The organism is Micromonospora musae, assembly GCF_003626545.1.
Classification (GTDB): Bacteria; Actinomycetota; Actinomycetes; order Mycobacteriales; family Micromonosporaceae; genus Micromonospora; species Micromonospora musae.
The window spans coordinates 199806-225430 of the sequence record NZ_RAZS01000008.1 but is presented as its reverse complement, the minus strand read 5'-3'; the positions used below and the strand labels follow the sequence as shown (position 1 = coordinate 225430).

Here is a 25625-nt window from a genome sequence, read left to right as displayed (position 1 = left end):
ATCACGACTAGCCGAGGCGGGCCAGCGTGGTCTTCATCAACGCCTTGACCTTCTCGTCGGAGTCGGCGCGCTTGCCCACGGACTTGATCTGCGTGTAGCCGACGTAGATGATGGCGTTCGCCTTGCGCACCACGACGGTGACCAGATCGTCGTAGGTCTCCGTGTTCACCTCCGGGGGCGAGGTGTGTACGAGATGCTGCGAGAACCCTTTCCACCCGTTGATCTCGATCGACCGGCTGCCGACCTTGTACTCACCCACCACGGTCGGCGGTCCGCCGAGCACGCTGAACGTCGCCGGGCACTTGTCGGCCTCGGCCACGACCTTGTTCATCGTGTCGTCCACGAGCGAGGAACTCTGGAAGACCACCGCGCCCTGGGTGACGACCGGCAGCGACGACGGCCCCACTTTCTGAGGCGCGACGATGGTCCGTCCGGTCGGATTCCCACCCACCGGCTCGATCGCCGGCTCCACAGCGACCTCGACGGTCTCGGAACGTTGGACGTACGGGCAGGTCGGGATGCTGTTCGGGGGCGTGTAGATGACGTGCGAGGAGTGGCCCTCGTCCTCGATCTCGATCGCGCCCTCGCCCAGGTCGCTGGGGCTGACCAGGCCGGAGCGGACCGAGTCCACGGTGTAGGGGGGTTTGGTCACGGGTGCCGGGCCCTCGCTGGAGCAGCCCGCCAGGACGCCGAGGGCGAGCAAGCCGGCCTCGATCGCGGTCGACCGGCTCCGGGACGCCTTTCGGTCAGCGCCTCGCATGTGTGTCACCTACCTTTTCAGCGTGCCGTGAACTGGACGCGCACGGGTGTCTCGTCGAAGTCGGAGACTCGGATGTCCAGCCGCAGCACCCACTCCCCGGGGAAGGGGATGGACATCGAGTTCGCCACGTAGTGGCCGGGTTCGGCAGCGGTGACGGTGACCGGCAGTGCCGGGACGTCGCGGTCGGGTGATTCGAGCCGGCCGGAGATCTCGGGTACCGCGACCAGCGAACCATCCGGGCCGGTGAGGTAGATGTCGGCCACGTTGTTACCGGAGCGCGCCGGCTCGATGTTCACCTCGACCGAGGCGTCCCGCAGCCCGGCGGCCGACTCGGCCGCGGCGGCGGGAACGGGAACGGTGGTGTGCACCGGCGGCGCGTAGCTGGTGCGGGCCGGGGCGGTGTTGACGAGCACGGCCGTGATCGACACGACGGCGACCCCGAGCAGGATCTCTCCCACGACCGAGCGGCGCAGCCGGCGCACCGCGGCGGCGGGGGCGGCGTCGAGGCCGAGGGGTTCGCGGCCGCGCCGCCGCACGAACCGCCGCGCTCCGGCGGCGAGAGCCACCACGGCGAGGACGACGGCGAGCTTGCCGAGAAGCAGCCGACCGAAGTCGGTAGCGCCGAGCGCCGCCCACGACCCCACCTGCCGCCAGGACAGATAGACGCCGGTCGCCGCGATCACCGCGAAGCAGACCTGCGCGAGCCCGGAGAACCTGGGCAGCGCGGGCGCCAGGGTGATGGCTTGGCTGGCCTCCCGCCTCCCGGCCGGGACGAGGACGCAGGCCGCGAGCGTGATCAGGCCACCCAGCCACAGGGCCATGGCGAGCAGGTGCAGGCTGGTCGCCGGCACGGCCAGCCAGGTCTGCACGCCGGTCTGCGCGTGGTCCGTCAGCGTCCAGGTCAGCGGCAGGGCGACGGCGCCGACCGTGCCGACCACGGGCAGGACGATCCGGCGGGTGGCGCCGGCCATCCCGGTGGTCGTCGTCCCGGTGGTCGTCGTCCCGGTGGTCGTCGTCCCGGTGGTCGTCGTCCCGGTGGTCGCGGTCGCGGTGGTCACCGTCGCGATGGTCGCGGTCGCGGTGGTCGCCGTTCCGGTGGTCGCCATCGCGCTTGTCGCCGTCGCGGTGGTGGTGGTGGCAGACCGTGACCGATGGCGTACGGCGAGCCCGAACGCCACGCCGAGGGCGAGCACGATCACCAGCCGCGCCAGCAGCGCGTGGCCCAATCGGGTGGAGAGTGTCGCTCCGAGCAGGTCCGGATCGAACACTCCGGCCAGCGAGGTGCCGGCGGCGTACGGCCCCTGCACGAGCAGGACCACCACGGTGCCGGCGGCCAGCACGGCGAATCCTGACCACACGATGCGGCGGCCGCGGCGGTCGGTGCGGCCGGCGGGCCAGAGCACGGCCACGAACAGCGCGCCGCCGAGGGCGAGGGCCATACCGAGAAAGGCCAGGGCGCGGCCGACCGCGTCGACGACGACGACGCCACGGTGGGCGTCCTGCTCCACCGGGGCGGCCGTTGCGCTCGGATGACCGATGCTGAACGTGAGCGCACCCGAAACCACGTGCGAGTCCGCGGAGGTGACCCGCCAGGCCAGGACGTAGGTTCCCTCGGCCAGATCCGTGGGCAGGCTGACCTGCGCCGTGTTGCCCTTCCCGTCCGCGTGACCGGGGGTGCCGATCGCCAGCTTCTCCGCGTTCGTGTCGAGCAGCTGGATCGACCGCTCGTTGAAGCTGACCGCCTCGTTGAAACGGAGCCGGACCTCCGCCGGGGGCGAGGCCAGCACCTCGCCGTCGACCGGCGAGGTCTCCACCAGGGAGGCGTGGGCGTACGCCGGCTGCGCGGGGGACGCGAGGTTGGTGACCAGGCCACCGGTCGCGAGGAGGAGGACCACCGCCAGCCGCGTGACCAGCCGGGCCCAGCGATGGCGTGCGAGTTGGATCCTGTGCGTCATCGGGCCTAGTCCGTACGCAACTTGCTGGCCAGGGTGAACGTGCCGCCCCGGACTTGGGCGATGACGTAGTTGTCGTACGTCAGCGAGTGATCGGCGGCGAAGCGCAGCACCCCGGTGAAGGTGGTGAAGTCTTCGAGCCGCGGGATGTTGTCGACGACCTTCGAGGGTGCCGTGTCCCCTGCCTGGCGCACCGCCTGGGCCAACGCGCGGAGCGCGTCGTAGGCCTGCATGGCGTCACGGCCTGGGTCCCGTCGGTAGCGGTCCTTGAAGCGTGCAGTCCACTCCGCCGCCGTCGGGAGAAGCTTCGGCCCCGCGGCCGTGGTGAGGAACGCGTCCTCGGCCGCCCCGCCGGCCGCCTGCAGAAACTCAGGGTTGTCGGACGCGGAGGAGGCCATGAAATTGCCGGTGTAGCCGGCCTGGCGCAGTGCGCTCACCAGTCGTCCACCTGGTTCCGCTGCCCCCGTCCAGTAGACGAAGTCTGCCTTGGAGGCGGTGACGGTGCCGGCGAGCTTCGCGGGATCAGGACCGTCGGTGCTCTGTCTGCTCACCGGCAGGCCGTCGGCCTTGAGCCGGTCGGTCACCAGGCCGGACAGCCGCTGTGCGGCCGGCGAGCCGTCATCGAGCACCGCCACCTGCTGGGCGCTCCGGTAGGCCATCCAGTGCACCGCGGCCAGCGCCTCCTGATAGACCGTCGCCTCCATCGGGAACGCCGACGGCACCTCGGCTTCGATCAGCGGGTCGGCGCGGGCGGAGGAGACCAGGAACGGCGTGCCAGCCGTGGCCACGGCCTTCGCCGCCGCCACCGCCGCATCCTCACAGAGCCCGCCGACCATCCCCACGACCTTCTTGGCGGCCAGCCCCGTCGCCCCCTGCTCGCCGGTCGCCGGCGTGCAGCCGCCGTCCTCGACGACCACCTTCACCTGCCGCCCCAGAACCCCGCCCTGATCGTTGAGCTCAGCGGCAGCGAGCTGCGCCCCGTCGACGAGGTCCTGCCCACGCTCAGCCAGGTCGCCGGAGAGCGGGGCCAGCACCCCGAACGTGATCTCGCCCCGCAGCTTCGGGGCGCCCCCGCCCCCGCCCTCGTCGGAGCCGGAGCACGCGCCGAGTAGACCGCTCACCACCAGCGCGGCCGCGCCCAGCGCGACCGAGCGCACGGCACCTCTGCGTCGCACCGTTCTACCTCCAGATCCGTCACCACCGACAGCCGGCCCGGGCGCAGCGGTCGCCGCGCTCGGGCCGGTGCCTTCGTTCAGACGGTTACTTGTCGCACGAGTTCCAACAGATCTTGTCGTCCGGCTTGCCGGCCAGCTTGCCGTCGAACCGCAGGACGTCGACGCCCCGGTTGTAGTCCGCGACGTAGACCAGCCCGTTGTGCCAGTAGACGGCCGACGCCGAACCGCCGGTCACGCCCTCCCCTGCCGGCACCCGGAAGTAGCCGACCTGGGTCGGGTTCCTCGGGTCCGACACGTCGATGAAGCGGGTGCCCTGCCCGTACCACCCCTGCGCCACGATATTGCCGTTCACCGTGAACCAGTGCGCGGAGCAGCTACCGGTGGTGGCCGAGCCCTCCTTGCCCCACGGCGACCAGTGGCTGATCAGGTCCAGCCGGAACGGATTCTCCGGCGTGGAACGCCAGCCCTCGCCGTCGTAGCTGCCCTTCAACGAGGCGATCTTGAACTCGCCCGCCCGGGAGCAGGTCGTGATGTTCTCGTTGGTGATGTAGAGCAGCTCGCCCTTGTCGAAGCCGCGGACCTTCTCCGTGTTGTGGTACGCATTGTGGTCGAAGAAGTCGAAGAACTCGGTGCCCTCCGGGTTGGTGGCCACGACGGTCCCGCCCGCGTACGGCACCGGGTCGTACGCCGTCGCGACGCGGTTGCGCTTCAGCACCGGGTCGTAATGCCTGCCCTGGGTCCAGTAGCCACGTACGCCACCCTCACCGGAGGCCCAGGCGATGCCGTTCTTGTCGACGTCGACACTGTGCACGTAGTCGGTGACCCCGTCGTGCCGGCCGAGATCGACCGCCTGGTCGAAGGTGTACGGGTGCTTGATGTCGTGGATGTCGGTCACCCGCACCGGCACACCCTTCCAGGAGGGATCCTGGCCTGGCGTACCGGTGTTGGCCGGACCGACCGACCAGAGGTACTTGCAGTCGTTGATGCAGGTGGCCGTGTGCCCGGCCGGGATCGGGTGGAAGGTAACGACTTCCGGCTTCCACGGATTCTTGACATCGACGATGTAGACGCCGGACTGACCGGTCGAGACGGTGCCACCGAAGCCACGCGGGTCCCGGGTGAGGAAGACGAGCTTGCGCTTCGGGTCGACGGTCATGTTCTCGCCTTCCCAGAACCTGTCCTGGGTGTCCCCCGGCAGGCGCAGCTCGGCCGCCGTGATCTTCGAGACCAGGGCCGGGTGCTTGGGGTTCTTCAGCGACCAGACGGCGAGACCGCCGGTGCCGTTGGCGAACATGAAGTCGTAGCCGTACTTCTTGTAGTTGATGAAGTTCAGCGCCGAGTAGCCGCTGACTCCCCTGACGTTGTCGATGAACGTGACGTTGCCTTTGACAGCGGTCGTCGGCACATTGTGAACGTCGTCCAGGACACCGCCGCCGTGGGCGGAGTTGTCCGACGGGCTCGATGCCGGCCCGGCGGCGAATGCCGCGCCGGCTCCACCGAGCTGCACTGCCGCAGCCATCGCCAGCGCGACTGCGCCCGCGACGAGGGGCTTCGCTTTCACCACATTTCTCCCTTGGCATTTCTCCCTTGGTGACTCTCAGCGCAGCTTGGACACCGCGCAGCCGAAGAGCGCACGGATCATGACACTAAGGACGGCGCGAGCGGACCGTCATGGTGCAGTTGTCGAGGAAGACGGCCCCGCCGCTACGTCAATCGTCGTGATCATGCAACGCCGCACGTCAGCCGAGCTGTCTTGGCTCTGCGCTGCGCCCGCCAACTACGGCGTACGGTGACCGCCCGAGTACGCCGAGCACGCTCCCACGGGCGCCGCCGGCCTGCGCGCGGGCGGTCCTCTACGTCAAGTGCCGGACAGCCGGTGGGAGCCGGCATCGGCCCCCTGCACGGCGTGCTGAAGGCGACGCCAGCGCGGTCAGCCGGGCCGAGCGGGAGTCGCGGTGATCGCCAGGAAACCCGGCTCGATCGAGTCCGGCGAAACCCTGGACCGCGCTGCGCCGGGGGCGTGTCATCGGCTGACCGCCTTGCGTTGCGAGCAGAACGAAGGCCAGAAGTTCTGGCTGCGGCGATGAACGACCTGCACGCCCGAGGCCTGCAGGACGTGCTCATCGTCGTCTGCGACGGCCTGATCGGTCTGCCCGCCGCCATCGAGGCCGTCTGGCCTCAGGCGGTGGTGCAGGCGCAGCAGCTCGGCGCTGCGCAGTGCGGCCCGGGAGCGCCCACCGCCGTGCTGGCGCGCCTCGCTGGCGGCGTCGATCAGCCGGACGGTCATGCTGGTCACCGCCTCCGGGGTCGCAGGTTCAGCCCGACGAGCGCCCGACACAGCCGTAGCGGTCGCCGGGGGTCACGTCGTCCGGCTCGTCGAGAATCGCGGCCAGTGCCGTCAGGTCCACCGGGCCGCGCTTCTTCAACGGGGTGGCGGCGCGGCGTGCCCGTTCGTCGTCCACCGGCCAGCAGGGTGGCGAGGGCGGCGCGCTGCGCGCGTACCTCTTTGACGGCCGCAACAGCTCACGCTCGCCTGGTTCCAGCAGGCAGCTCGGCGGCACGCCAAACTGCCTTCGGCATCGGCCACCTCCACCAATGCCCCACCGACTGTGGTCACCCCATCCACGTAGGCCAGTAGAGCCCCGGCGTCGAACAGCAGTAGGGCTGGCTCCTCCAGCCGAACGCCGCTCCGGCTCCGCGCGCCGTCGCCAGCCGGGCGACCCAGCCGCTCCGCCGCACGATTGGCATTCGAGAGCACCTGCACCAAGAGCGCCTCGGCGCACCGCATAGACCAGCTGGCGGCCGGGCTGGTCACGACCTGCCGGCCGGCAGGGTCAGCTTTACCACCGACCCGCATACCGGTAGCGGAATTAGGGCTCTGTTGATGGTCCCCTAGATCGGGGAAGCGTTTTCTGGACGTTCAGACTTCCGAAAGGTCGGGCTCGTACGACGTCTCCACTGGGCGGGTCACCTTCACTAGCGACGCGAGATACTCGCAGGTTTCCGGATCGGTGGAGTAGATCGCGGTGCCGCGCATACCGCGAGTCAGCAAGACCTTGTACGTGTTCCGGATCAGCAAGTCGACCTCGGCGTCGCTGACCGACTTGCGACTGCGGAATGCTGGATCTTTCGACTGCTCTCGCCGGGTCACGAGCTGGCCGTCCCGGGCCACCAGATCCGGCCCGATGATTACCCCGGACCAGGCGTATTCGAAGCCCTGTGCCGTGTAGACGCAGCCAATCTGACCAAAGCCGTTCGGATCGGTGGCCCAGAACGCGCTTCCGGGTGCCTCGCTGACACTGCGGTCGCTCTTGACGTTCCATGGCCTCGACCAGCCGCCGATCTGCACGTCCGCGACCAGGGTGTCGTTCGGCCGGGGGTCACTCCAAGGCCAGCAGTAGCCAGCGGACAGCCGGGCGGTCAACCCGGCCGCCTGCTTCGTGGCGAGGAAGACCTCCAGTTCCTCCGGCGAACTGGCGAGGCGCACGTCGATGCGCCCATCGCCGGTCCAGACCCACGGCTCACCGCTGTCAAGGCCGAGCAAATCGACGACCCATTGCTCGTACGCGTCGCTGCCTCCACAGCGGAACTGGCCGTGCAGCTCCACCACCTCGACATCCAGGTTCAACTGCTTCGCGTACGACGAAATGACCTCGACGTTACCCAGCTCGCCGGGTTTGACCACCTGGTGCTCGTCAAGCAGGAAGACCGGCACCCGAGCGGCGGCGACCAGTTCATCGATCTGCGGGCGGGCCTTGTCCCGCTTCGCCTTCGGCGTGAATCGGTTGACGGAGGTCTCCCGAATCCGGTGCGCCTCGTCACAAATCAGCACGTCCAAGCCGTTGCGCTCAGCCGACATGAAGCTGTTGAAGTAACCGAACAGGTTCTTTAGTCGGGTAGAGCCACGGCCGGCGTAGCGGCGCAGCGTCTGCGTGAAGGAGCGAGACCCGGTCGCGTGCATGACCGTCCGCTGCTGCCGCGCCAGTTCGCCTAGGACCGAGAGCGCGATGACGCTCTTGCCGCTGCCGGGTCCACCGGAGACGACGACTAGGCTCTTATGGTCCGCCGAACGGGCGCGCTCCACGGCGTGCAGCACCAGCTCGTACGCGACGCGCTGCTCGTCGAGGAGCGTGAAGTGCGACCGCTCCTTCAGCTCCTGCGCCGCGTAAGCCAATAGGCGTCGGCTCGGCCGCACACTGCTGGTGAGGAAGCGGTCTGCGGCACCGACCCCGGATTTGGGCGCCAGGTGGGTGCGAAGGTAGTCGAGGAACTGTCCGCGCCGCTGCTTCGTGAAGATCCGACTCTGCTCGGTTGGGCGTCGCGCGAACAGATCGCTGACGTCACGGTCGACCGCGTTGTGCAGATACGCCACCCCACGCACAGGGCTGCCGTGTCCGGCCAGGATGCCGAGGAAGTCGGTCAGGTACTCGCAGTACAGCTCGACTTGCACGCCTGGGTGCAGACGCGGGCCCCGGACGTGTTCGACTGCCACGAGGTGCTCCGAGCCCTCGTAGGACTCCGCGGAGGACCACTGCTTCAGTTCCACGACGACGTAGGAGTCCTCGGCGGTTTTCGGGTCGACGCCGGCGAGCACCACATCGACCCGTTTGCTGGTCAGCGGCAAATGGTACTCCACCAGGACCTCGACCTGTCCCAGGCCGGCATCGGCGAGATCCTGCCCCAGCACCTCAAGGCTGCGCGACCAAGAGCGACGCTCTGCAGGGCTCACGTTACGGCCCATGCTTTCCGCGATCCGATCCGCGAGAGTGCCGTTACCGGCCAGGCGCAGAAGACCATCGGCGGAGGTGCGGAATGTCGACAAAACATGCCCCCGGGCAGCACGAAGTGATCGTGCGCATGGGGGGCGTGTCCGGCAGCAGCCGGAAGCCCGTCGTAACGCGCCTTGATGTGGTGGACTGTAGCGAAGAGATCAACTTAATTCCACGACCGTTCGACTCAGCGCCTACCGCTTTGCGGCCGAACCTCGAACCTGATCGGTCGGGTAACGGAGGGCCGAGTTCTCCAGCTTGCTGAGTGCCGCGTCGGCCAGGTCAATGCCGAGCACGTCCGCGAGACGGGTCAGGTAAATCATTACGTCACCGATCTCGGCTCTGACCCGGCCGCCGGCCTCAGGATCCGACATCACCTCGGCGGACTGCTCCGGTGTCAGCCACTGGAACTCGGCAATCAACTCGCCGACCTCACCCGCCAGTGCCATGGCGAGGTTCTTTGGCGTGTGGAACTGCCCCCAGTCCCGCTCCTCTGCGAAGGCGCGCACTCGGCGCTGCAGATCGTGCTCCCTACGGCTGCAACAGGCGTTCTGCTCCATGGTGCCCACAGTCTAACGTTGGCAATTGGGCGGAGATCGCAGGAAGGTAGGCGTCGGGCAGCCCCGGATGGCTGTCGACTGCCAACTGATTTGCTCGATGTAGTGACCCGGCCGCTCGACTGCTGTCGCCGGGCGGGGACGATACGCGGGGGTGACCGGCCTGAGCTGATGCCGATGTCGTCCGTCGGCCGAGGGCCTATGTGACGCCCCGGACGTACCGCTCGACGCGCTGCGGCAGGCGGCGGCCGAGCTGCGGTCCTCGCTGGGCGCCTGCGCCGGCGTGTCGTCGCAGGAGGCGGCCCTGGCCCAGCTGAAGGCGGCCCGCGCCTGGTTGAAGACCACCGGGGCGGAGTTGCGTAACGAACGCGCCAACAACGGCACCGCGCTCGACGTGATGAGCCAGGGCGAGATGCACGCCCTCGGCCTCGCGACGTTCCTCCCGCACGGCTGCGCCGCCGAGAGCCCGTTCCGGGCGGATGCGGGCCAGGACGGCGTCGGCGTCGGCCTGGGTGGCATAGGGGCCGTGGCGGAGCGGGCGGCGGGTGCCGTCGGCGCGGACGGCTATTTCGATTTGCCAGTGCCAGTAGCCGTGGGTGCGGGACCAGCCGCCGCCGGGCCGGCGAAGCTGGGGACAGAAGCGTCCCAGTCGCCGGCCCGTGACGCTGTCGCGGCAGCCGCAGCGTTTGAAGGTGGATCCCTTCACTCATCGTCTCCTGGAGAGCCGAGGACGAAGGACGCGAAGCGATCAAACCGAGCCGCCAAAAGTTGATCTCCACGGAGAGCCCAGCACCGGGGTGCCGATCGCCAGAAACGCCTGACACGTGCCTTCCCGGCTCGGCGATGAAGCGCCACGCACCGAGACGGCGGTTTACTGAAAGTGACGAATCCAGGCGAGCTCTCCGCGCCGGCGTTCGGCTGGGCAGCCGCCCCTCGCCCCCGCCGGCTAGCGCCAGATCCCCTTGATATGAGACTGCCTATGTAACTAACCGTGTCTGGGCAGCTGCATCTAGCGATGTGGGTGGTTCCGTTGGAACAGCTTCCGTTGTGGGGACCGAGCACCGACGAAGATCCGAGACCGAAGCCAGTCCTGGCACGATCGGCGAAACTCCGCCTCCTGATCACAGTGAAGGTGGCACCGAACCCCTCCGCGCGGTACGGGGAGACGGTCTGCATCGGCGCGCTGGGCATGGACCATCCCTGGACGGGTTGGATTCGCCTCTACCCAGTCCACTATCGGGACCTCGACGACGACGGCAAGTTCCACAAGTACGACATCATCCACGTCGAGGCCCTGCCAGCCAGGCAAGACCAGCGGCGCGAGAGCTGGAAGCCGATCGTGGACACCATCCCACCGAGCGGCACATCGCCAGCCGGCAGTCACGTCGAAATCTCCTCGATCCGCTCGTCGAAGACTCCATGTACCGACTCAACAAACAGACCCGCGACGACCCGAGCGCACGATCAATCGCGCTGATTCGCGTGGCCGACATCTCGGCTCTTCAAGTGAAGCGACATCCCGGCTGGTCAGCGGAGGATCGCAGGAAGATCGCCGGCTACCTCAATCAGCTCGACCTACTGGAACCGGCCAGGCGCAGCCCGCTTCAAGCACCCCGTTTCACCGGCGCCTACCGCTACCGCTGCGCAGACCGTCATTGCCGCGGTCATCAGCAGACACTTTGGGACTGGGAGTTCGTCGCCCTCCAACGCCGTCTAGGCCAGCTCACCGACACGGAGGCTGCGGAGGAGCTGAGAAACAAGTTCCTCAGCCAGCTCTGCGCCGCTGACCGCGACGTTGCCTTCTTCGTAGGTAACCAGGCGGCACGACCGCAGTCCTTCAGCATCGGCGGTGTCTATGCACCGAGACGGCCCACCGCTCGGTACCGGGCGCACGTCAACCGATGATGTCGGCCAGCACGTCACCATGGCATGCATCCTCGACGCGGCACCAGCACGCCAACTGCTTTCCCGCGAGTTCCCGACGCGCCCGGTCAACAAGGACCGGCTGCCCCACCAGCCACTGCCGATAGAGGCGTAACGCCTCCGCCCGATCATGCTGTCGCAGGCTGAACGGATTGGCCCACGGAGAACGTCGCCTGCTCGGCGAGACCTGGGACGGCACCCTCGGCCATCTTGAGTCGGGTCCAGACGTTCATGTTGATGACGATCCCGATGATTTCGAGGATCTCCTCTTGCGAGAAGTGCTCGGCGAGCGCGTCGTGCCGGGCACCGAAATCGTCGGCGACGGTCGCATCCGCGACGCGAGTGAGCGCCTCGGTGTAGGCGAGGGCAGCGCGGGCCGCGGGTTGTGCTACGCGCTGAGCACCCGCATCGTTCAGTTAGGTGCATCGCCGGTCATGCTGCGCGCCGTCCGGTGGGCACGGGCCGACGTGCCAGGTCCCCCGACGCCGCACGTGTCGGTTCCATCATTTGAACTGGTTTCGCCGCCCTAACCCGACAGTGAGTTCCCCATTGGAGGTAGTGATGCGAGTGCTTGTGGCCGGCGCCTCTGGCGTCCTCGGAAGACACATGAGCATGGCTCTGGCCGACGCCGGTCACGACGTGATCGGCATGACCCGGTCGCCCGCCGGCACCGAGCAGCTGGGCAGGATGGGCATTGAGCCGTTGGTGGCGGATCTGATGGACCGCGACGCTCTACTCCATGCCGTTGACGGCATGCATGCAGACGCGGCCGTCCACGCGGCAACCGCGCTGCGCAAAGTGCCGATGCGGCACCAGGACATGGCCGCCACCAACGCGCTGCGTAGCCAGGGCACCCGCAACCTCATCGAGGCGGCCCAGTCAATCGGCGCCCGCCGGCTCATCGTCGAGTCGATGCACTTCGGGTATGGCTACGGCGATTTCGGCGACCGGACGATCACCGAAACCAACACCCCGTTCGCGCCGCCTGGGCGCACGCCAGCTCTGGAGCGCCACCTGCAAGGCTTCCGGGTCAAGGAGCACCTCGCCCTGCACACCGACGGCGTGGATGGCATCTCGCTGCGTTTCGGCGCCCTCTACGGCCCCGGATTCGGCGATGGCGGCACAGACGAGATCGTCACGATGCTGCGCAAGCGCCGGCTGCCTGTCGTGCCCGACCGTCGCCCGGGCCTGCTGCCGTGGACCCACCTCGCCGACGCTGGTGCGGCCACCGTTGCGGCCCTGGAACGCGGCACGCCCGGCCAGGCCTACCACATCGTCGACGACGAACCGGCATCCATGAACGCGCACGTGCGGTTCCTGGCGGCAGCGTTCGGCACGCCGAAGCCGATGACCGTACCGCTATCGCTCGTGCGGGTCATCGGGCCGTACCTGCACGCGTTCCTGACCTCGGCGGCGCGCCTTTCAAACGACAAGGCCAAGCGGGAGCTCGGCTGGACACCGAAGTACCCCACCTACCGTGACGGCATCCGTAGTCTCGCTACCAGCTAACCCGAGTGTTGGCAGGGTCTACCCGTTGCTGGTCAGCCGGGCGACTCGGTGCGATCGCGCATGAGTACCGGGCACTCAGGTCGCCGTTGCTGCTGCAGGCCCCTGCTTCGGCTTGTTCGCCTTGTCCACGTGCGCTGAGAGGAAGTCGCCCTGCGGTACACCCAGCGCGTCAGGCTGACGGTGGTGCGGTCGAGGTCAACGCCACTGAGTCGGGCGAGCAGGGATCAGTGCTCGCCGCTTGAAGGGCGGCCAGCAGCCCGGCCCAGCGGGCCTGGTTGACGCAGGATGGCGGCAGCAACTCTTAGATCGGCAGGGCTCTTCGTAGCTGAGCCTGGGTGAGCTGGGCCAGAGCCCATCACCGGGTCACCGCTGGGGAGTAGTTGCCGCGAGCGAGGAGTTCGGCGAGGTGGACGCCCTGACGGCCGGCGAGATGGTTGGCCTGGGTGCGGCAGGAGAAGCCGTCCGCGAGGTAGACAGTGTCCGGCCCACCGTTGCGCAGGGCGGGCAGTAGGGCGTTCTCGGCGACGGCGACGGACGTGTCGTAGTGGCCGGCCTCCATGCCGAAGTTGCCGGCCAGGCCGCAGCACCCGGTTAGCCGGGTCACGGACGCGCCTGCCCGGGCCAGGAGCGCGGCGTCGGCTTCCCAGCCCATGACCGAGTGGTGGTGGCAGTGCGGCTGCGCGACGACCTCGACGCCGGATAGCGATGGCGGGGTCCAGCCGGGACCGGGGCCGAGCGGAGCGGGGGCGGTGAGCAGCTCGGCGAGGGTGTAGGTGCCGGCGGCGAGGATCCGGGCGCGGGCATCGTCTGGGAGGAGGTCGACCATGTCTGAGCGCAGCACGGCGGTGCACGAGGGTTCGACGCCCACGATGGGGATCCCGTCGGTGGCGTAGGGCGCCAGGACGGCGAGTAGGTGGCTCAGGCGTTTCTTGGCCCCGTCGAGCTGGCCGGTGGAGATCCAGGTGAGCCCGCAGCAGGCGGACTCCTCGGGCACGATCACGGTGTATCCGGCTTCCTGCAGCACGGCGGCTGTGGCGCGCGCCCCGGCTGGATCCAGCGTGTCGGAGAACGTGTCGGCCCACAGCACCACCGGCCGCGGCGGAGTGGACGACGGGGGCGTGGCGGCGAGTGCCGCGCTTTCCGGCATGGTCGCGCGGTCCTGTTTTCTGAACCAGGCGGAGAAGCGTTCCTCAGCGAAGGTGACGATCTGCCGGCGGGGGTCCATCCCGCCCGCGGCGAGCATCGCCTTCGCGATGGGGCGGATCCTGAGCACTGTGTTGGTCAGCCTGGCCAGGGCCGGGATCTTGGTGACCAGGGAGGACCAGCGGGGCAACTGGCCGAGGATGTAGTGGTTGCGCGGACGCACTCTGCCTGTGTAGGCGCGGTGGAGGACCTCGGACTTGTAGCGGGCCATGTCGGTGCCGGTGGGGCAGTCCGTCGAGCAGGCCTTGCAGGACAGGCACAGGTCGAGGGACTCGAGCACCGCCGGGAAGCGCCAGTCGGTGACCAGTGAGCCGTTGGTCAGCTCCTGCAGCACCCGCGCGCGGCCGCGGGTGACGTCCTTCTCGTCCCGGGTCGCCTGGTAGCTCGGGCACATGAACCCGCCCGCGCTGGAGTTGTCGGCCCGGCACTTGCCCACTCCGGTGCAGCGGTGGACCGCGCGGGTGAAGTCCCCGCCGTCGTCGGCGAAGGCGAACCCGTGCCGGGGCGAGGTCGGGTGGGCGGCGGGCCGGCGCAGGTCCGAGTCCAGGGGCCGCGGGTCCACCACGATCCCGGGGTTCAGCAGGTTCTCCGGGTCGAATAGCGCTTTGACCTGGCCGAACAGGGCGATCACCTCGGGGGTGTACATGCGTGTCAGCAGCTCCGAGCGAGCCCGCCCGTCTCCGTGCTCGCCGGAGAGTGACCCGCCGTAGGCGGCGATGAGGTCGGCGGACGCTTCGAGGAAGGCCCGGGAGGGCCCGATCCCGGCAGGTGTCTCCAGCGGTAGGTCCAGGCGTACGTGTACGCACCCGTCCCCGAAGTGCCCGTAGAGCAGCCCGTCCACGCCACGCTCGGCCATCAGCGCGGTGAAGTCGCGCAGGTAGTCCCCCAGCTGATCAGGCGGGACGGCCGCGTCCTCCCAGCCCGGCCACGCCGGCGCGCCGCTCGGGGTTCGCCCGCCCAGGCCGGCGCCGTCGGCCCGGATGCGCCACAGCGCCGCCGCCTCAGCCCCTGCGGGGACGACCCGCACCGCGTCGGTGCCGGCATCGGCGGCCAGCGCGTACGCCCGGGTCAGCACGTCGTCAGCGCCCTCACCGTCCTCGGCGCCGACTTCTACGAGCAGCCATCCGCCACCGGTGGGCAGCTGTGGCACCGCGGCCGCTCCGCGGTGGCGGCGTACGACTTCGACGAGGCGGGCGTCCATGCCCTCGATCGCGAGGGGCTGGTGGGTCAGGAGCGCGGGTACCGCGTCGGCGGCCGTGGGCATGTCCGGGTATCCGAGCGCGACGACGACCGGGGCGGCCGGCACGGGTACGAGGTTCACCGTGGCCTGCAGGACCGTGACCAGGGTGCCCTCGGTGCCCACGAGCATCTTGGCCAGGTCGCGGCCGTGCTCGGGAAGGAGGTGCTCGAGGGAGTAGCCGGAGACCTGCCGGCCGAAGCGGCCCAACTCGGTGCGGATCGTCGCCAGGTTCGCGTGCACCAGGGCGTCCAGGCCCGCGACCGCGTCCAGCGCGCCGGCGCCGGCGCCGGCGTGGAATCGGCGCCCGGCACCGTCGGCGACATCGAGCGAGATGATGTTGTCGGCGGTGCGCCCGTAGGCGACGGCGTGCGGGCCGCACGCGTTGTTTCCGATCATCCCGCCCAGCGTCGCCCGGTTCTGCGTCGACGGGTCGGGGCCGAAGCGCAGCCCGTGGGGGGCGGCTGCGGCCTGCAGGGCGGACATCACCACCCCTGGCTGGACAACGGCGGTGCGGGCGTCGGGGTCGAGCGCGATGATCCGGTTCATGTGCCGGGAGAAGTCGAGCACCATTCCGGTGCCGACTGCGTTGCCTGCCACCGACGTACCCGCGCCGCGGGCGGTGACCGGCACTGTGAGGCGGCGGGCCACGTCCAGGGCGGCTAGCACGTCGTCGTTGTCTCGCGGGGCCACCACTACCTGCGGGGGCACCCGGTAGTTCGACGCGTCGGTGGAGTACTCGGCCCGGCGACGTTCGGAGTCGTCGACATCCCCGTCGACTGCCTTCCGAAGTGCCGCGACGAGGTCATCGCTGAGCCCCGGTGCGCGCACCGATTTCATTGCTGCCCTCCCTCGTTGACATGCGGGCGGCGCATCCGACGGCACCAGTCGAAGCAAGTGCCCGCGCGCTCACTCGGAAACCGAGGTGCTTTTGTACCGACCGGACCCGTCGCGGGGGGTCCGGTCGACACGATGGCGGCTGCTGCTTGTCAGCCCTTGATCGCGGTGGCGATCCACTCGGAGGGAATGATGTCGGTGAACGTGGGCGTGGTGGGCACCAGGCCGGTCTGTCGGTGGAAGTCCGCCGAGACGTTGTAGGCGGCCTCGGTGGGGGTCGGGGCGTCGGGGATCTCCGCCTGCAGGACCGGTACGAGTGCCTGAACCGTCTGGGCGTTCATCGTCTTCTGGTACTGCTGCAGCAGTTCGGTGGCCTTCGCCGGGTCGCCGTTGATGGTCTGCTCGGCCTTGGCGATGGCGCGCAGGAACGCGCCGACCGCCTTGCCCTTTCGGTCGATGACGTCCTGGGTGGTGAAGACGACACCGTGGATGGCGTCCTTGAGAGCGGGGACGTCACCGCGAGCGGGTGAGATGTAGACGCGGCCGACTCCGGTGGCCACGGCCTGCTGCCCGATCGGCTGGAAGAACGACAGGGCGTCGACTCGGCCGGCCTTCAGCGCACCGATCGCCGCAGACGCGTCGGCGCCGAGGTTGACCAGGGTCGCATCGTTCTTGGGGTCGAGGTTGGCCTGCTTGAACAGGTAGTTCACCAGTGCCTCGGTGCCGCTGCCCGGCCCGGTCATGCCGATCTTCTTGCCGCGCAGGGCCTGGATCCGCTCGTTCAGCGGCGCCGAGTCGCCGGCGGTCGGGATCTTCGATCCGGCGATGATGTCGACGTAGTAGGCGTCGACGAGGGAGCCGACCACCCGCGCCTTGTTGTTGATCTTGTGCAGGTTGAACGCGTCGGTCATCACGCCGCCGGCAACGTCGATACTGCCGGACTGGACCGCCGCGGCGAGCTTGGCGCCCGTACCGAGCCGAGGCCGCTCTCCCAGGGTGAGCCCTTCGGCCTTGAAGTAGCCCTCGTGTTCGGCGACGAACAGCGGGAAGAACGCGACGGAGTCGCTGATCTGTCCCACGTTGAGGCGCATGGCGTCGGCGCCGGTAGCCGGCTCGCTGCCGCCCTTGTTGGCACAGCCGGCGGCGAGCAGCGCTGCCGAGACGGCGACGACGGCCCCGAGACGGCGCAATACGGATGTTCTACTGCGGGACATGGGTGGACTCTTTCGACTGGGGGACGGGTGAGAAGCTGTCGCGCGTCTGACCGGGCACCGGCTGTCAGACCTCGGCGTCCAGGGGCTTCCAGCGGTTGGCCCGCTTGCCCAGGAGGTTGACGATCGCGTTCAGGACGGCGGCGATGACGCTGAGCACGACGAGGGTGGCGAACACCCCGTCGGTGTCGAACTTCGCGGACGAATCGCTGATCAGATACCCGAGGCCACGGTTGGATGCCACGAGCTCGCCGATGACAGCGCCGATCAGCGCGTACGGGATGGAGACCCGCAGTCCGGTCAGCAGACCGGTCATCGAGGCGGGCAGGACGACCTTGAAGGCGATGTCGCGGCGGGTGCCGTTCATCAGCCGTACGGCGTCGACCAGCGCGCGGTCGACTTCGTGCACACCGGCTGCCGTGTTCAGGAAGACCAGGAAGAACACGGTGACGGCGGCGAGCAGCACCTTCATGTCGGTGCCGATGCCGAACCAGACGATGAACAGCGGCGCCAGGGCGACCTTCGGGATGGCGTAGAGCGCCATCAGGAACGGGTCCAGGATGTCCCAGACCACTCGGACGGAGGCGATCAGGTAGGCCAACGCGGCGCCGGAGAGCGCACCGACGAGGAAACCGAGCACGATCTCCTGCACGGTGATCCAGGTGTTCGACCAGAGCGTGCCGTCGGCGACCCAGTCGCCGAGCCGGGTGGCGATGCCGTTCGGGCTGCTGACGAACTGCGGGTCGAGGACGGGACCCGACAGTGCCTGCCAGACCACCAGCAGGACGACGAGCAGACCGATCCGCCACCCCCAGATCAGGGTTTTGCGGCCGTGCCGCTGGCGCCAGGTGCGCCGGGACGTCTCCCGCAGCGGGCCCGCGGGCCTGGCGGCCGAGCCCATCTGCGGGGTTGTGGTGGCGCTCATCGTGCCCCCTCCTTCAGCGCCGCGGACAGCCGCCGGTGCAGTTCGACGAAGTGTGGGTCGACCCGGATGTCGTCGGGGTCGCGTGGCCGGGGCAGGTCCACCGGCTGGTCGAGCAGGATCGTTCCGACCGGCCCGAGCACCACGACGCGGTCGGCGAGGATCAGCGCCTCCTCGATGTCGTGGGTGACGAAGACGACGGTGCGCCCGCTGCCGGACCACAACCGCAGCAGTTCGCCCTGCAGTTCGGTGCGCAGTTGGGCGTCGAGCGCTCCGAACGGCTCGTCGAGCAGCAGCGTCTCCGGGTCGGCACAGAGCATCCGGGCTAGGCTGGCGCGTCGGCGCATACCACCGGAGAGCTCGCGTGGGTAGTGCCGCTCGAAGCCGTCCAGACCGACGAGCTTGATCAGCTCGGCGGCGACCGCAGCCCGTTCCTTCTTGCTCTCGCCGCGCAGCTCGCGGGGCATCTGCACGTTGCGGGCGACGTCACGCCACGGCATCAGCGTGTCGTGTTGGGTCAGGTAGCCGACCTGCGTGTTGGGGCCGCGCATCGGCTTGCCGTCGTACGTGATCTGCCCGCTGGTCGGCGGGGTCAGCCCGGCGAGGAGGTTGAGCAGGGTCGACTTGCCGCAACCGCTGCGTCCCAGCAGCACCAGGAAGGACCCCTGTTCGACGGTCAGGTCGACGCCGCGCAGCGCGATCAGTTCCTCGTCGTCCTTGCGGAAGTGCTTGGACAGTCCCTGCACCTCGATGACGGCGGCGCTCATGCTGTCACCGCCGACGGCGCCGCCGCGACGCGGCGGGTGTTCGTCACTGCCATCACGTGTACCTCGTCCTCGGTGAACCCGGCCTCCAGCAGACGGTCGGCCAGCAGCGCGAGACCGTCCTCCACCGGCGGGTTGAACGGCTGGCCGAGGTCGGAGGAGAGCAGCGAGTGCTCGGGGCCGACCCGGCGGATGTGGTCGAACAGGGTGTCCCAGCTGACCTTTCCGGTGTACGGGGTGGTGAAGCAGCGTTCCATCAGCGCGCCCCGCTCGGCCAGGTGCCGCTGCACCTGCACCGACAGTCGCTGGGAGGTGAACTCCGGGTGCGTGACGACGATGCGCCGCACCCCGAGGTCGGCTGCCGCGTCGACGACCGTGGTGATCTCGTCGCCGGACAGGTGCCCGGTGGCCAGCACCATGTCGTGCTTGGCGATGACGCTCAGCACCTCCCGGAGCGCCGGCACGATCGCGCCGTCGGAGTCGACGACGTCGATCGCCGGGGCCATGATGCCCTGCTCGGCCAGGTCGGCCTGCAGTTGCGCCCACATCGGCGGGGTGGCGCCCTCCGGCTCGCAGGCCTGGCACTCCCGCTGGTTGGCGCAGTCCACGGTGGGCAGCCAGACGATCCGCGCGCCCTGCCGGCCCGCGATCTCGACCGCCACCGGGTTGAGCCCACCGACCGAGCCGTTCAGTGTGAGGGCGCCGAGCACGTCCACGCCGGGCACGGCGTTGCGCACCACTTCGGCCCGCTCGGCGGTGGGCACGTAGTGGGATTTCAGTACGAAGCCCGCCAGGCCGACCTCGGCGAACCGGCCCGCCAATGAGACGTCGTCGATGCGTCGGCGCATCACGTCCGGCGCGACGTGGATGTGCGTGTCGTACGCCCCGGCGACGAGTTCACGGGCTCGGGCCGAGGGGGTGGGGTGGTCACTCACGGGAGCCTCCAAGGGGAATCAGGACATCGCCCCGCGACGTGGCACCGCGGTGGCCGGTCGAGCTGTGATGTGGTGGATTCACGAGTCAGAAGTGGACGAGGTGGGGTGGAGACGCGCGGTGCTGCGCGTGGGCGGACGTCATCTCGCGCAGGGTGTCTGCGACGTGGGAGAGGTGGTAGCGCATCGCGGCCTCGGCCGCGTCCGGGTCAGCCGCCTCGATGGCGTCGACGATCCGGGTGTGCTCGACGAGGGACCGGGCGGACCGTCCGGGTACGAGCACCGTGCGGTACTGGAAACGCACCATCTGTGCCTTGAGCCCGGCGATGAGTCGAGTGGCCGTGTGATGCCGGGACGCCTCGATGATCTTCGCGTGCATCCGGGCGTTGCCGTCCGAGTACGCCAGCAGGTCGCCCGCCTTCAGGCAGGCCGACATCTGCGCGAGCGTCTCGCGCATGAACGCGACCTCCGCCGGTGTGGCCTTCTCAGCGGCCTCGCGGGCGGCGAGTGCCTCGAGCGCGCCGCGCGCCTGGGTGATCTCCAGGGCCTCGGCCTCGGTCACCATCCGCACCCGGGCCCCGCGGTTCGGCTCATGGACCACGAGCCCCTCCTGCTCGAGTCGGGCGAGCACGGTGCGCACCGCGGTGCGGCCTACCCCGAGCGTGACGGCCAGGTCGACCTCGACCAGCCGCTGGTTGGGCATCAGCCGCCCCCTGACGATGTCCTCGCGCAGTCTCGCGTACGCCTCGTCGGCGGCGATCCGCCCGCGGCCATTGCTGCCGACGGTCGTCGGCACCGACTGCGGCGGCATGGCGTCCACGACGGCTCCTGTCATCGGCTGCGGGATCGAGCGGGCAGACGCGGTTCTCAACGGTTCCTGGCCTTCAGCGCCGCATCCAGTCGCGGGTAGACCCGGCGGGCGTTGCGCTCGAGGACCTTCTCTCGGTCTCCCGGCGCCAGGTGCAGCGCGTCCACGTACCGCAGGGTGTCGTCGAAGTGGTGGCCGGTCTGCGGATCGATGCCCCGGACCGCGCCGACCATCTCGGAGCCGAACAGGATGTTGTCGACGCCGATGACGCGGAAGAGCAGGTCGATGCCGGGCTGGTGGTACACGCAGGTGTCGAAGAAGACGTTGTCCATGACCGACTCGTCCAACGCGGGGCGGTTGAGCATGTCCGCGAGCCCTCGGAAGCGACCCCAGTGGTAGGGCACCGCTCCCCCACCGTGCGGGATGACGAATCGCAGGTCTGGGAAGTCCTTGAAGAGGTCCGACTGCAGGAACTGCATGAACGCTGTGGTATCGGCGTTGAGGTAGTGCGACCCGGTGGCGTGGAAGTTGGCGTTGGTCACCGCGGAGACGTGCACCATCGCCGGCACCTGCAGCTCTACCATCGCCTCGTAGAAGGGATACCAGCTGCGGTCGGTCAGCGGCGGGGACGTCCAGTGGCCACCGCTTGTGTCGGGGTTGAGGTTGCATCCCACGAACCCGAGCTCCAGCACGCAGCGTCGCAGCTCAGCCACCGAGTGCGAGATGGGGACTCCGGGCGACTGCGGGAGCTGGCAGACTCCGATGAAGTTCTCCGGGTACAGCTCGACCACGCGCGCGATGAGGTCGTTGGAGACCTGTGCCCAGCGGCTGCTGACGGCCTCGTCACCGACGTGATGGCCCATGGCTGAGGCGCGCGGCGAGAAGATGGTCAGGTCGATCCCGCGCTCGGCCATGAGTCGCAGCTGGCTTCCCTCGATCGTCTCGCGGATCTCGTCGTCCGAGATCCCGGGGTAGGCCGGCGGTTCTTCGCCGGCACTGAAGGCCGCCTGCTGCGCCGCTCGCCACGACGTGTGCGCCTGCGGCGCGGTCGTGTAGTGGCCATGGCAGTCGATGATCACGTGTCCCAGGGCTCCTTGGGGTCGGCTGATCGGAAGAACCAGCTCCGCTCACCGGCAGGCGATGTGATCCGGGGCCCATGGCCTCCCGCGTCACGCTCGCGAATGCCGCTCGGCAACTGTGACCGTAACCACCACACAACATCGTCGCAATAGATGTCGAGCAGATTGTCGACAATATTTTGACCACGGCCTCCACAGAGGCCATATACTCATCCGCGACTGAGGAGGTCCGGTTTGGCCAAGACCCCGCGTGAGGGTGCCGCTGCCACGAGGCTGGCGGCCGACGCACTACGCGCCGCGCTGATGAACGGCGATCTCGCGCCCGGACAGCGGCTGGTGGAGGCAGAGCTCGCCGAGTCGTTCAGCGTCAGCCGCGCCAGTCTCCGCACAGCGCTCTTCGACCTCACCGCCGAGGGACTGGTCGAACGCATCCCGAACCGCGGCGCCCGCGTACGGGTCGTGTCCGTGGCCGAGGCGGTGGCGATCACCGAGTGCCGCATGGTCCTCGAGGGCCTGTGCGCCGCCAAGGCAGCCGAACGGGTCACCGACGAGCAGATCGCCGTACTGACCGACCTCGGCGACAAGATGCAGCGTGCTGTCGCCGACGGTGATCCGATGAAGTACTCAGCGCTCAACCGGGAACTCCACCGCCTCGTACGCGAATACGCGGCACAACCGGTGGCCTCGGGGCTGCTCGACCGGCTCAACGGTCAGCTCGTCCGCCACCAGTTCCGGCTCGCGCTGCGCGCCGGCCGCCCACAGGTGTCCCTCCGAGAACACCTCGCGATCATCGACGGAATCGCACGCCGCGACCCCGCCGACGCCGAGGCCGCCACCCGCGCACACCTGAGCAGCGTCATCACGGCACTGCAGGAGGCCGACACCGAGTAGATCCGGGCGGACCACTCTCCGCCCGGCCGACGCCGGCGGGCTATCGGCCACCGTTGTCGCGTAGATCGATCAGCAGATCACGCGTCGCCGCACTGATCCGCGCCGGGACCCCCAGCTCCTCGAGCTGCTCGGCGGCAGCGGTCATCTCGTCCGCGCGTCGGCGGGCGTGCTGGTGGGTCCCGTCGATCAGCCTGTCAATAGTGCGCTGGTCGAAGCCGGCCAGCTCGGTGCTGATGTTGTCGCGCAGCCAGTCGGCGCAACCTGCGGCCTCCGCGGCGGCCACCGCTTCCACCACCGCCGCGGCCAGTCCCTTGTAGAAGACGCTACGGAGCAGCTTGCGCGAGATGGCCGCGCCCGCCGGCCCCGGCTGAATCGCCACCTCCGCGCCGAAGCCGGACAGGATGGCCGCGTACCGGTCGGCGGCGCCGGACACCAGCATGGGGGTACGCAACCCCTTGCCCGGCACCGGCGCCATCAGCGCGACGTCGACGACCGGGATGGACGCCCCGGCCGCCTCCGCGAGCGCCGCCTTCAGACCCAGCGAAGCGGTGTTGAGGTCGGCCCAAACCGTCCCCGGCCGCACCGAAGGCAACGCGTGGCGCAGCGCGTCCATCGCGTCGTGGGAGCTGTTGACACTGAGCACCAGATCGGCGTCGCGCACCGCGTCGGCCTCATCGACGCGAGGGGCGACGCCGTCAGCGGGCGACACCTTCGGATCGTAACCCCGGACATCGGCGCCGGCCGCTACCAGATCGCGGGCGATCTCCGAGCCGGCCTCCCCCAGCCCGAGGACGGCGATACGGACGGCCCTGCCGGCCTCCGGACGATCAGTCTTCTGCAGCGCGGGCATGTCGGCTCCACATCGTCGATGAACGCACGGATCAGAGGGGGCAACGTCAGCGGGGAAAGGCGATGCCCTCGAAGAGCTTGCGGGCAGTGCGTACGACACCTGAGCGGACGACCCGCGGTGGGGAGACGCCGGCGTCGACCGTCACGTCCACCAGCAAGTGGCCGGTCGGGTGCTCCACGTCGACCTGCGAGCGGTCGGCCGGCCAGTCCGCGGTGAGCTCGTGACCGACCGCGCCCGGCAGCAGCATGCCGGTGACCACGCTGACCGCGGCCAGCACACCGATCGAGGTGTGCGGCTGGACGGGGATGAAGGACCGGGTGCAGACCTGGCCACCGTCGCGTGCGGCGGCGACCAGCACCGTCTTCGGCACGGAGGACCCGCTCACGCCCCCGAGACCCATGAGGGCACCGGCCTTGACACGGAGGGCGTCGATGCGCTCGAGCAGCGCGGCGTCGGCAGCCAACTGCTCGTGCGTCTCATAGCCGGTCAGGCCGAACGATTCGGCCCGCGCCACGACCAACGGCATGCCGTTGTCGACACAGGTCACCTCGACGCCGTCGATCGAGTCCCGGACCCTGCCGGTCGGCAGCAGACTTCCGGTCGCCGAGCCCGCCGTGTCACTGAAAGCGAGAACGATCGGCGCGGCGGTGCCAGGAACCCCAGCGATCGCAAGATCGCCACGATACTCGGGACGACCACCCGGGGTCGGGAAGGTGGCCACCGCGACGCTGTCGGAGTTGACCATCCGAATCCGTACGCTGGTCTCGTCCGGGCCTGCCGCAACCAGTCCGCGTTCGACGGCGAAGGGCCCCACGCCGGCCAGAATGTTGCCGCAGTTCTGACGGTCGCTGACCGTCGCGCTATCGACGCCGAGCTGGAGGAACAGGTAGTCGACGTCCGCATCCGGGTTCGCCGACCGACTCACGACCGCGACCTTGCTGGTGAGCGAGGTGCCCCCGCCGAGGCCGTCGATCTGGCGCGGATCGGGGCTGCCCATCAGCCGCAGCAGCAGTTCGTCCCGCTCGGCCGTGTCGGCCGGCAGGTCGGCAGCCTCGAAGTACAGGCCACGCGAGGTGCCGCCACGCATCATGGTGCAGCGCACCCCGGTGTCGTCGTAGCTCACCGCTCACCCTTGACGTACTCGTCGTAGGAGACGTACTCGATGCCGAAGTCGTTGAGCTTGTCACGGAGCCCGTAGCGGTCCAGGCCCAGCTCGCCCTGCTCGAACGCCGCGCGGCTGGCGGCCTCCTTATCCGTCCGGGCCTGCGCGGCGGTCAGCGCCCGCGGCACGTCGGCCCTGGCTACGACCATGACGCCGTCGTCGTCGGCGACGATCACATCACCGGGGTGCACCGTCTGCCCGCCGAGAACGACCGGTACGTTCACCGACCCGGCCGTGGCCTTGACCGAGCCCTGTGCGCTGACCGCCCGCGACCACGCTGGGAACCCCATCTCACGCAGCTCCGCGACGTCGCGGACCCCGCTGGCGAGCACCACGCCACGGACGCCCCGCTTGGCCAGGGCGGTGGCGAACAGCTCACCGAACAGTCCGTCAGTCGAGGGCGAATTGGTCGCGACCACCAGGACGTCACCGGGCCGGCACTGCTCCACCGCGACGTGGATCATCAGGTTGTCCCCGGGCCAGCACAGCACGGTGACGGCAGTGCCACCGATGCGCGCACCCGGCCACGCGGGCCGGAACTCGGGGCCCAGGTAGCCGACGCGGCCGAGCGCCTCGTGCACGGTGGCGACACCGTACCCGCCGAGACGCTCCGCATCACCGACGTCGGCGCGCGGTGGATCGGTGACGACGACAGTCCTCATGCGGAAGTCTCCTTCTAGTGGGAAGGTCAGGCGCTCGTTAGTCGGGCAGCGGCCAACTCGGCTCAGGTGGGTCCGGAGCGCCGCCTCCGCGTCAGCTCGCCTGCCTGGAGGTCCGGGGCGTGGTCGCCATATCGGCCTCGATCAGCCGCTGGCCCGCGATGAGCTTGGTGATCGCTTCGCACAACGACACCTGGTCTGCCTGTCGGCCGGCCACTTCGCCGCTGGCGATCCTCTCCATGGCTCACCCCCAACAGATCTTGCGTTGACGCTAGGCGGCTGGCGACAAGATTGTCAACACTTCTGTTGAAAGTCGCCGGACCAGGGCCAACGCCACCCTGTCGGAAGGAAGCCCGGACGGCTGGTCACGACCGTCTCCCGCTACCACTGCCCGTGCAGGGCGCTCGTGCGGTGGCGCGTAGACC

22 protein-coding genes and 3 pseudogenes are annotated in these 25625 nt (G+C 69.3%); 5 read left to right on the top strand and 20 right to left on the bottom strand.

Annotation, left to right across the window (positions count from 1 at the left end; translation table 11 throughout):
• Nucleotides 1-7: 7 nt before the first annotated feature.
• The 4 genes from D7147_RS22985 to D7147_RS22970 form a co-directional block, all read right to left on the bottom strand.
• Nucleotides 8-760, bottom strand: a complete 753-nt coding sequence (locus D7147_RS22985; protein WP_120681013.1) for a hypothetical protein — start codon at nt 758-760, stop codon at nt 8-10.
• Between the two features lie 17 nt (nt 761-777).
• On the bottom strand, nt 778-2715 hold the full coding sequence (locus D7147_RS22980) for a copper resistance CopC/CopD family protein (RefSeq protein WP_120681011.1): 1938 nt from the start codon (nt 2713-2715) through the stop codon (nt 778-780).
• A 5-nt stretch (nt 2716-2720) separates the two neighbouring features.
• Nucleotides 2721-3887, bottom strand: coding sequence for a branched-chain amino acid ABC transporter substrate-binding protein (locus D7147_RS22975; protein ID WP_158609379.1), 1167 nt, complete (start codon nt 3885-3887; stop codon nt 2721-2723).
• 85 nt (nt 3888-3972) lie between these two features.
• The gene (locus D7147_RS22970; protein WP_147437432.1) at nt 3973-5448 is read right to left on the bottom strand and encodes an LVIVD repeat-containing protein; all 1476 of its coding nucleotides are present in this window, start codon (nt 5446-5448) and stop codon (nt 3973-3975) included.
• Nucleotides 5449-5979: 531 nt separating this feature from the next.
• On the opposite strand from D7147_RS22970, the pseudogene D7147_RS22965 reads away from it, so the two are divergent.
• Nucleotides 5980-6081 (top strand): annotated as a pseudogene (locus tag D7147_RS22965) (transposase); the annotation flags it as partial.
• A 121-nt stretch (nt 6082-6202) separates the two neighbouring features.
• Here D7147_RS22965 and D7147_RS32750 read toward each other — a convergent pair.
• The 4 genes and pseudogenes from D7147_RS32750 to D7147_RS33170 all read right to left on the bottom strand — a co-directional run.
• A complete protein-coding gene (locus D7147_RS32750) occupies nt 6203-6349 on the bottom strand; it encodes a hypothetical protein (RefSeq protein WP_199734251.1) in 147 nt (48 codons plus the stop codon).
• A 458-nt stretch (nt 6350-6807) separates the two neighbouring features.
• The gene (locus tag D7147_RS22960) at nt 6808-8616 is read right to left on the bottom strand and encodes a DUF2075 domain-containing protein (protein WP_233563338.1); all 1809 of its coding nucleotides are present in this window, start codon (nt 8614-8616) and stop codon (nt 6808-6810) included.
• Nucleotides 8617-8850: 234 nt separating this feature from the next.
• Complete coding sequence (locus D7147_RS22955) at nt 8851-9216, bottom strand: nucleotide pyrophosphohydrolase (protein WP_120681153.1); 366 nt, start codon at nt 9214-9216, stop codon at nt 8851-8853.
• Between the two features lie 457 nt (nt 9217-9673).
• Nucleotides 9674-9919: pseudogene (locus D7147_RS33170) on the bottom strand (site-specific integrase); the annotation flags it as partial.
• Nucleotides 9920-10228: 309 nt separating this feature from the next.
• Between D7147_RS33170 and D7147_RS33565 the strand changes: the two are divergent.
• Nucleotides 10229-11118, top strand: a pseudogene (locus tag D7147_RS33565) (hypothetical protein).
• Here the strand turns inward: D7147_RS33565 and D7147_RS22940 are convergent.
• The gene (locus D7147_RS22940; protein WP_120681003.1) at nt 11108-11335 is read right to left on the bottom strand and encodes a DUF4326 domain-containing protein; all 228 of its coding nucleotides are present in this window, start codon (nt 11333-11335) and stop codon (nt 11108-11110) included. The pseudogene D7147_RS33565 and the gene D7147_RS22940 sit on opposite strands and share 11 nt — an antisense overlap.
• Here D7147_RS22940 and D7147_RS32175 point away from each other — a divergent pair.
• Both D7147_RS32175 and D7147_RS22935 read left to right on the top strand, forming a co-directional pair.
• Entirely contained in the window at nt 11289-11666 is a 378-nt protein-coding gene (locus tag D7147_RS32175) for a hypothetical protein (protein ID WP_199734250.1), read from the top strand. The genes D7147_RS22940 and D7147_RS32175 overlap by 47 nt on opposite strands.
• A 31-nt stretch (nt 11667-11697) precedes the next feature.
• Entirely contained in the window at nt 11698-12645 is a 948-nt protein-coding gene (locus D7147_RS22935) for an NAD-dependent epimerase/dehydratase family protein (protein ID WP_120681001.1), read from the top strand.
• A gap of 355 nt (nt 12646-13000) precedes the next feature.
• Here the strand turns inward: D7147_RS22935 and D7147_RS22930 are convergent, their stop codons facing one another.
• From D7147_RS22930 to D7147_RS22900, 7 genes are all read right to left on the bottom strand, one after another.
• Nucleotides 13001-15925, bottom strand: coding sequence for an FAD-binding and (Fe-S)-binding domain-containing protein (locus D7147_RS22930; RefSeq protein ID WP_120680999.1), 2925 nt, complete (start codon nt 15923-15925; stop codon nt 13001-13003).
• A 149-nt stretch (nt 15926-16074) separates the two neighbouring features.
• Nucleotides 16075-17136, bottom strand: a complete 1062-nt coding sequence (locus D7147_RS22925; RefSeq protein ID WP_120680997.1) for an ABC transporter substrate-binding protein — start codon at nt 17134-17136, stop codon at nt 16075-16077.
• A 64-nt stretch (nt 17137-17200) separates the two neighbouring features.
• A complete protein-coding gene (locus tag D7147_RS22920; protein WP_199734242.1) occupies nt 17201-18058 on the bottom strand; it encodes an ABC transporter permease in 858 nt (285 codons plus the stop codon).
• On the bottom strand, nt 18055-18822 hold the full coding sequence (locus D7147_RS22915; protein ID WP_120680993.1) for an ABC transporter ATP-binding protein: 768 nt from the start codon (nt 18820-18822) through the stop codon (nt 18055-18057). Before D7147_RS22915 ends, D7147_RS22920 begins: the two co-directional genes overlap by 4 nt.
• Nucleotides 18819-19754, bottom strand: a complete 936-nt coding sequence (locus D7147_RS22910) for a DUF6282 family protein (RefSeq protein WP_120680991.1) — start codon at nt 19752-19754, stop codon at nt 18819-18821. Before D7147_RS22910 ends, D7147_RS22915 begins: the two co-directional genes overlap by 4 nt.
• Nucleotides 19755-19839: 85 nt before the next feature.
• Complete coding sequence (locus D7147_RS22905; RefSeq protein ID WP_120681151.1) at nt 19840-20562, bottom strand: GntR family transcriptional regulator; 723 nt, start codon at nt 20560-20562, stop codon at nt 19840-19842.
• Nucleotides 20563-20618: 56 nt separating this feature from the next.
• Complete coding sequence (locus tag D7147_RS22900; protein ID WP_120680989.1) at nt 20619-21638, bottom strand: amidohydrolase family protein; 1020 nt, start codon at nt 21636-21638, stop codon at nt 20619-20621.
• A 234-nt stretch (nt 21639-21872) separates the two neighbouring features.
• Between D7147_RS22900 and D7147_RS22895 the strand changes: the two genes are divergently transcribed.
• Nucleotides 21873-22529 carry a GntR family transcriptional regulator gene (locus D7147_RS22895; RefSeq protein WP_120680987.1) on the top strand — a complete coding sequence of 219 codons (657 nt, stop codon included), beginning with the start codon at nt 21873-21875 and terminating at the stop codon, nt 22527-22529.
• 40 nt (nt 22530-22569) lie between these two features.
• On the opposite strand, the gene D7147_RS22890 is transcribed toward D7147_RS22895, so the two are convergent.
• The 4 genes from D7147_RS22890 to D7147_RS32465 all read right to left on the bottom strand — a co-directional run bounded on the left by D7147_RS22890 (nt 22570) and on the right by D7147_RS32465 (nt 25441).
• Complete coding sequence (locus tag D7147_RS22890; protein WP_120680985.1) at nt 22570-23379, bottom strand: NAD(P)-dependent oxidoreductase; 810 nt, start codon at nt 23377-23379, stop codon at nt 22570-22572.
• Between the two features lie 46 nt (nt 23380-23425).
• Entirely contained in the window at nt 23426-24502 is a 1077-nt protein-coding gene (locus tag D7147_RS22885; RefSeq protein WP_120680983.1) for a 4-oxalomesaconate tautomerase, read from the bottom strand.
• Nucleotides 24499-25203, bottom strand: a complete 705-nt coding sequence (locus D7147_RS22880) for a 4-carboxy-4-hydroxy-2-oxoadipate aldolase/oxaloacetate decarboxylase (protein WP_120680981.1) — start codon at nt 25201-25203, stop codon at nt 24499-24501. Before D7147_RS22880 ends, D7147_RS22885 begins: the two co-directional genes overlap by 4 nt.
• 91 nt (nt 25204-25294) lie before the next feature.
• Complete coding sequence (locus tag D7147_RS32465; protein ID WP_158609378.1) at nt 25295-25441, bottom strand: hypothetical protein; 147 nt, start codon at nt 25439-25441, stop codon at nt 25295-25297.
• Nucleotides 25442-25625: the final 184 nt, after the last annotated feature.

Coding starts and splice junctions, on each gene's coding strand:
- D7147_RS22925 (WP_120680997.1), bottom strand. CDS start 17,136: ATGTCCCGCAGTAGAACATCCGTATTGCGCCGTCTCGGGGCCGTCGTC.
- D7147_RS22935 (WP_120681001.1), top strand. CDS start 11,698: ATGCGAGTGCTTGTGGCCGGCGCCTCTGGCGTCCTCGGAAGACACATG.
- D7147_RS22980 (WP_120681011.1), bottom strand. CDS start 2,715: ATGACGCACAGGATCCAACTCGCACGCCATCGCTGGGCCCGGCTGGTC.
- D7147_RS22915 (WP_120680993.1), bottom strand. CDS start 18,822: ATGAGCGCCGCCGTCATCGAGGTGCAGGGACTGTCCAAGCACTTCCGC.
- D7147_RS22930 (WP_120680999.1), bottom strand. CDS start 15,925: ATGAAATCGGTGCGCGCACCGGGGCTCAGCGATGACCTCGTCGCGGCA.
- D7147_RS22955 (WP_120681153.1), bottom strand. CDS start 9,216: ATGGAGCAGAACGCCTGTTGCAGCCGTAGGGAGCACGATCTGCAGCGC.
- D7147_RS22890 (WP_120680985.1), bottom strand. CDS start 23,379: ATGCCCGCGCTGCAGAAGACTGATCGTCCGGAGGCCGGCAGGGCCGTC.
- D7147_RS22920 (WP_199734242.1), bottom strand. CDS start 18,058: ATGAGCGCCACCACAACCCCGCAGATGGGCTCGGCCGCCAGGCCCGCG.
- D7147_RS22985 (WP_120681013.1), bottom strand. CDS start 760: ATGCGAGGCGCTGACCGAAAGGCGTCCCGGAGCCGGTCGACCGCGATC.
- D7147_RS22880 (WP_120680981.1), bottom strand. CDS start 25,203: ATGAGGACTGTCGTCGTCACCGATCCACCGCGCGCCGACGTCGGTGAT.
- D7147_RS32465 (WP_158609378.1), bottom strand. CDS start 25,441: ATGGAGAGGATCGCCAGCGGCGAAGTGGCCGGCCGACAGGCAGACCAG.
- D7147_RS22905 (WP_120681151.1), bottom strand. CDS start 20,562: ATGCCGCCGCAGTCGGTGCCGACGACCGTCGGCAGCAATGGCCGCGGG.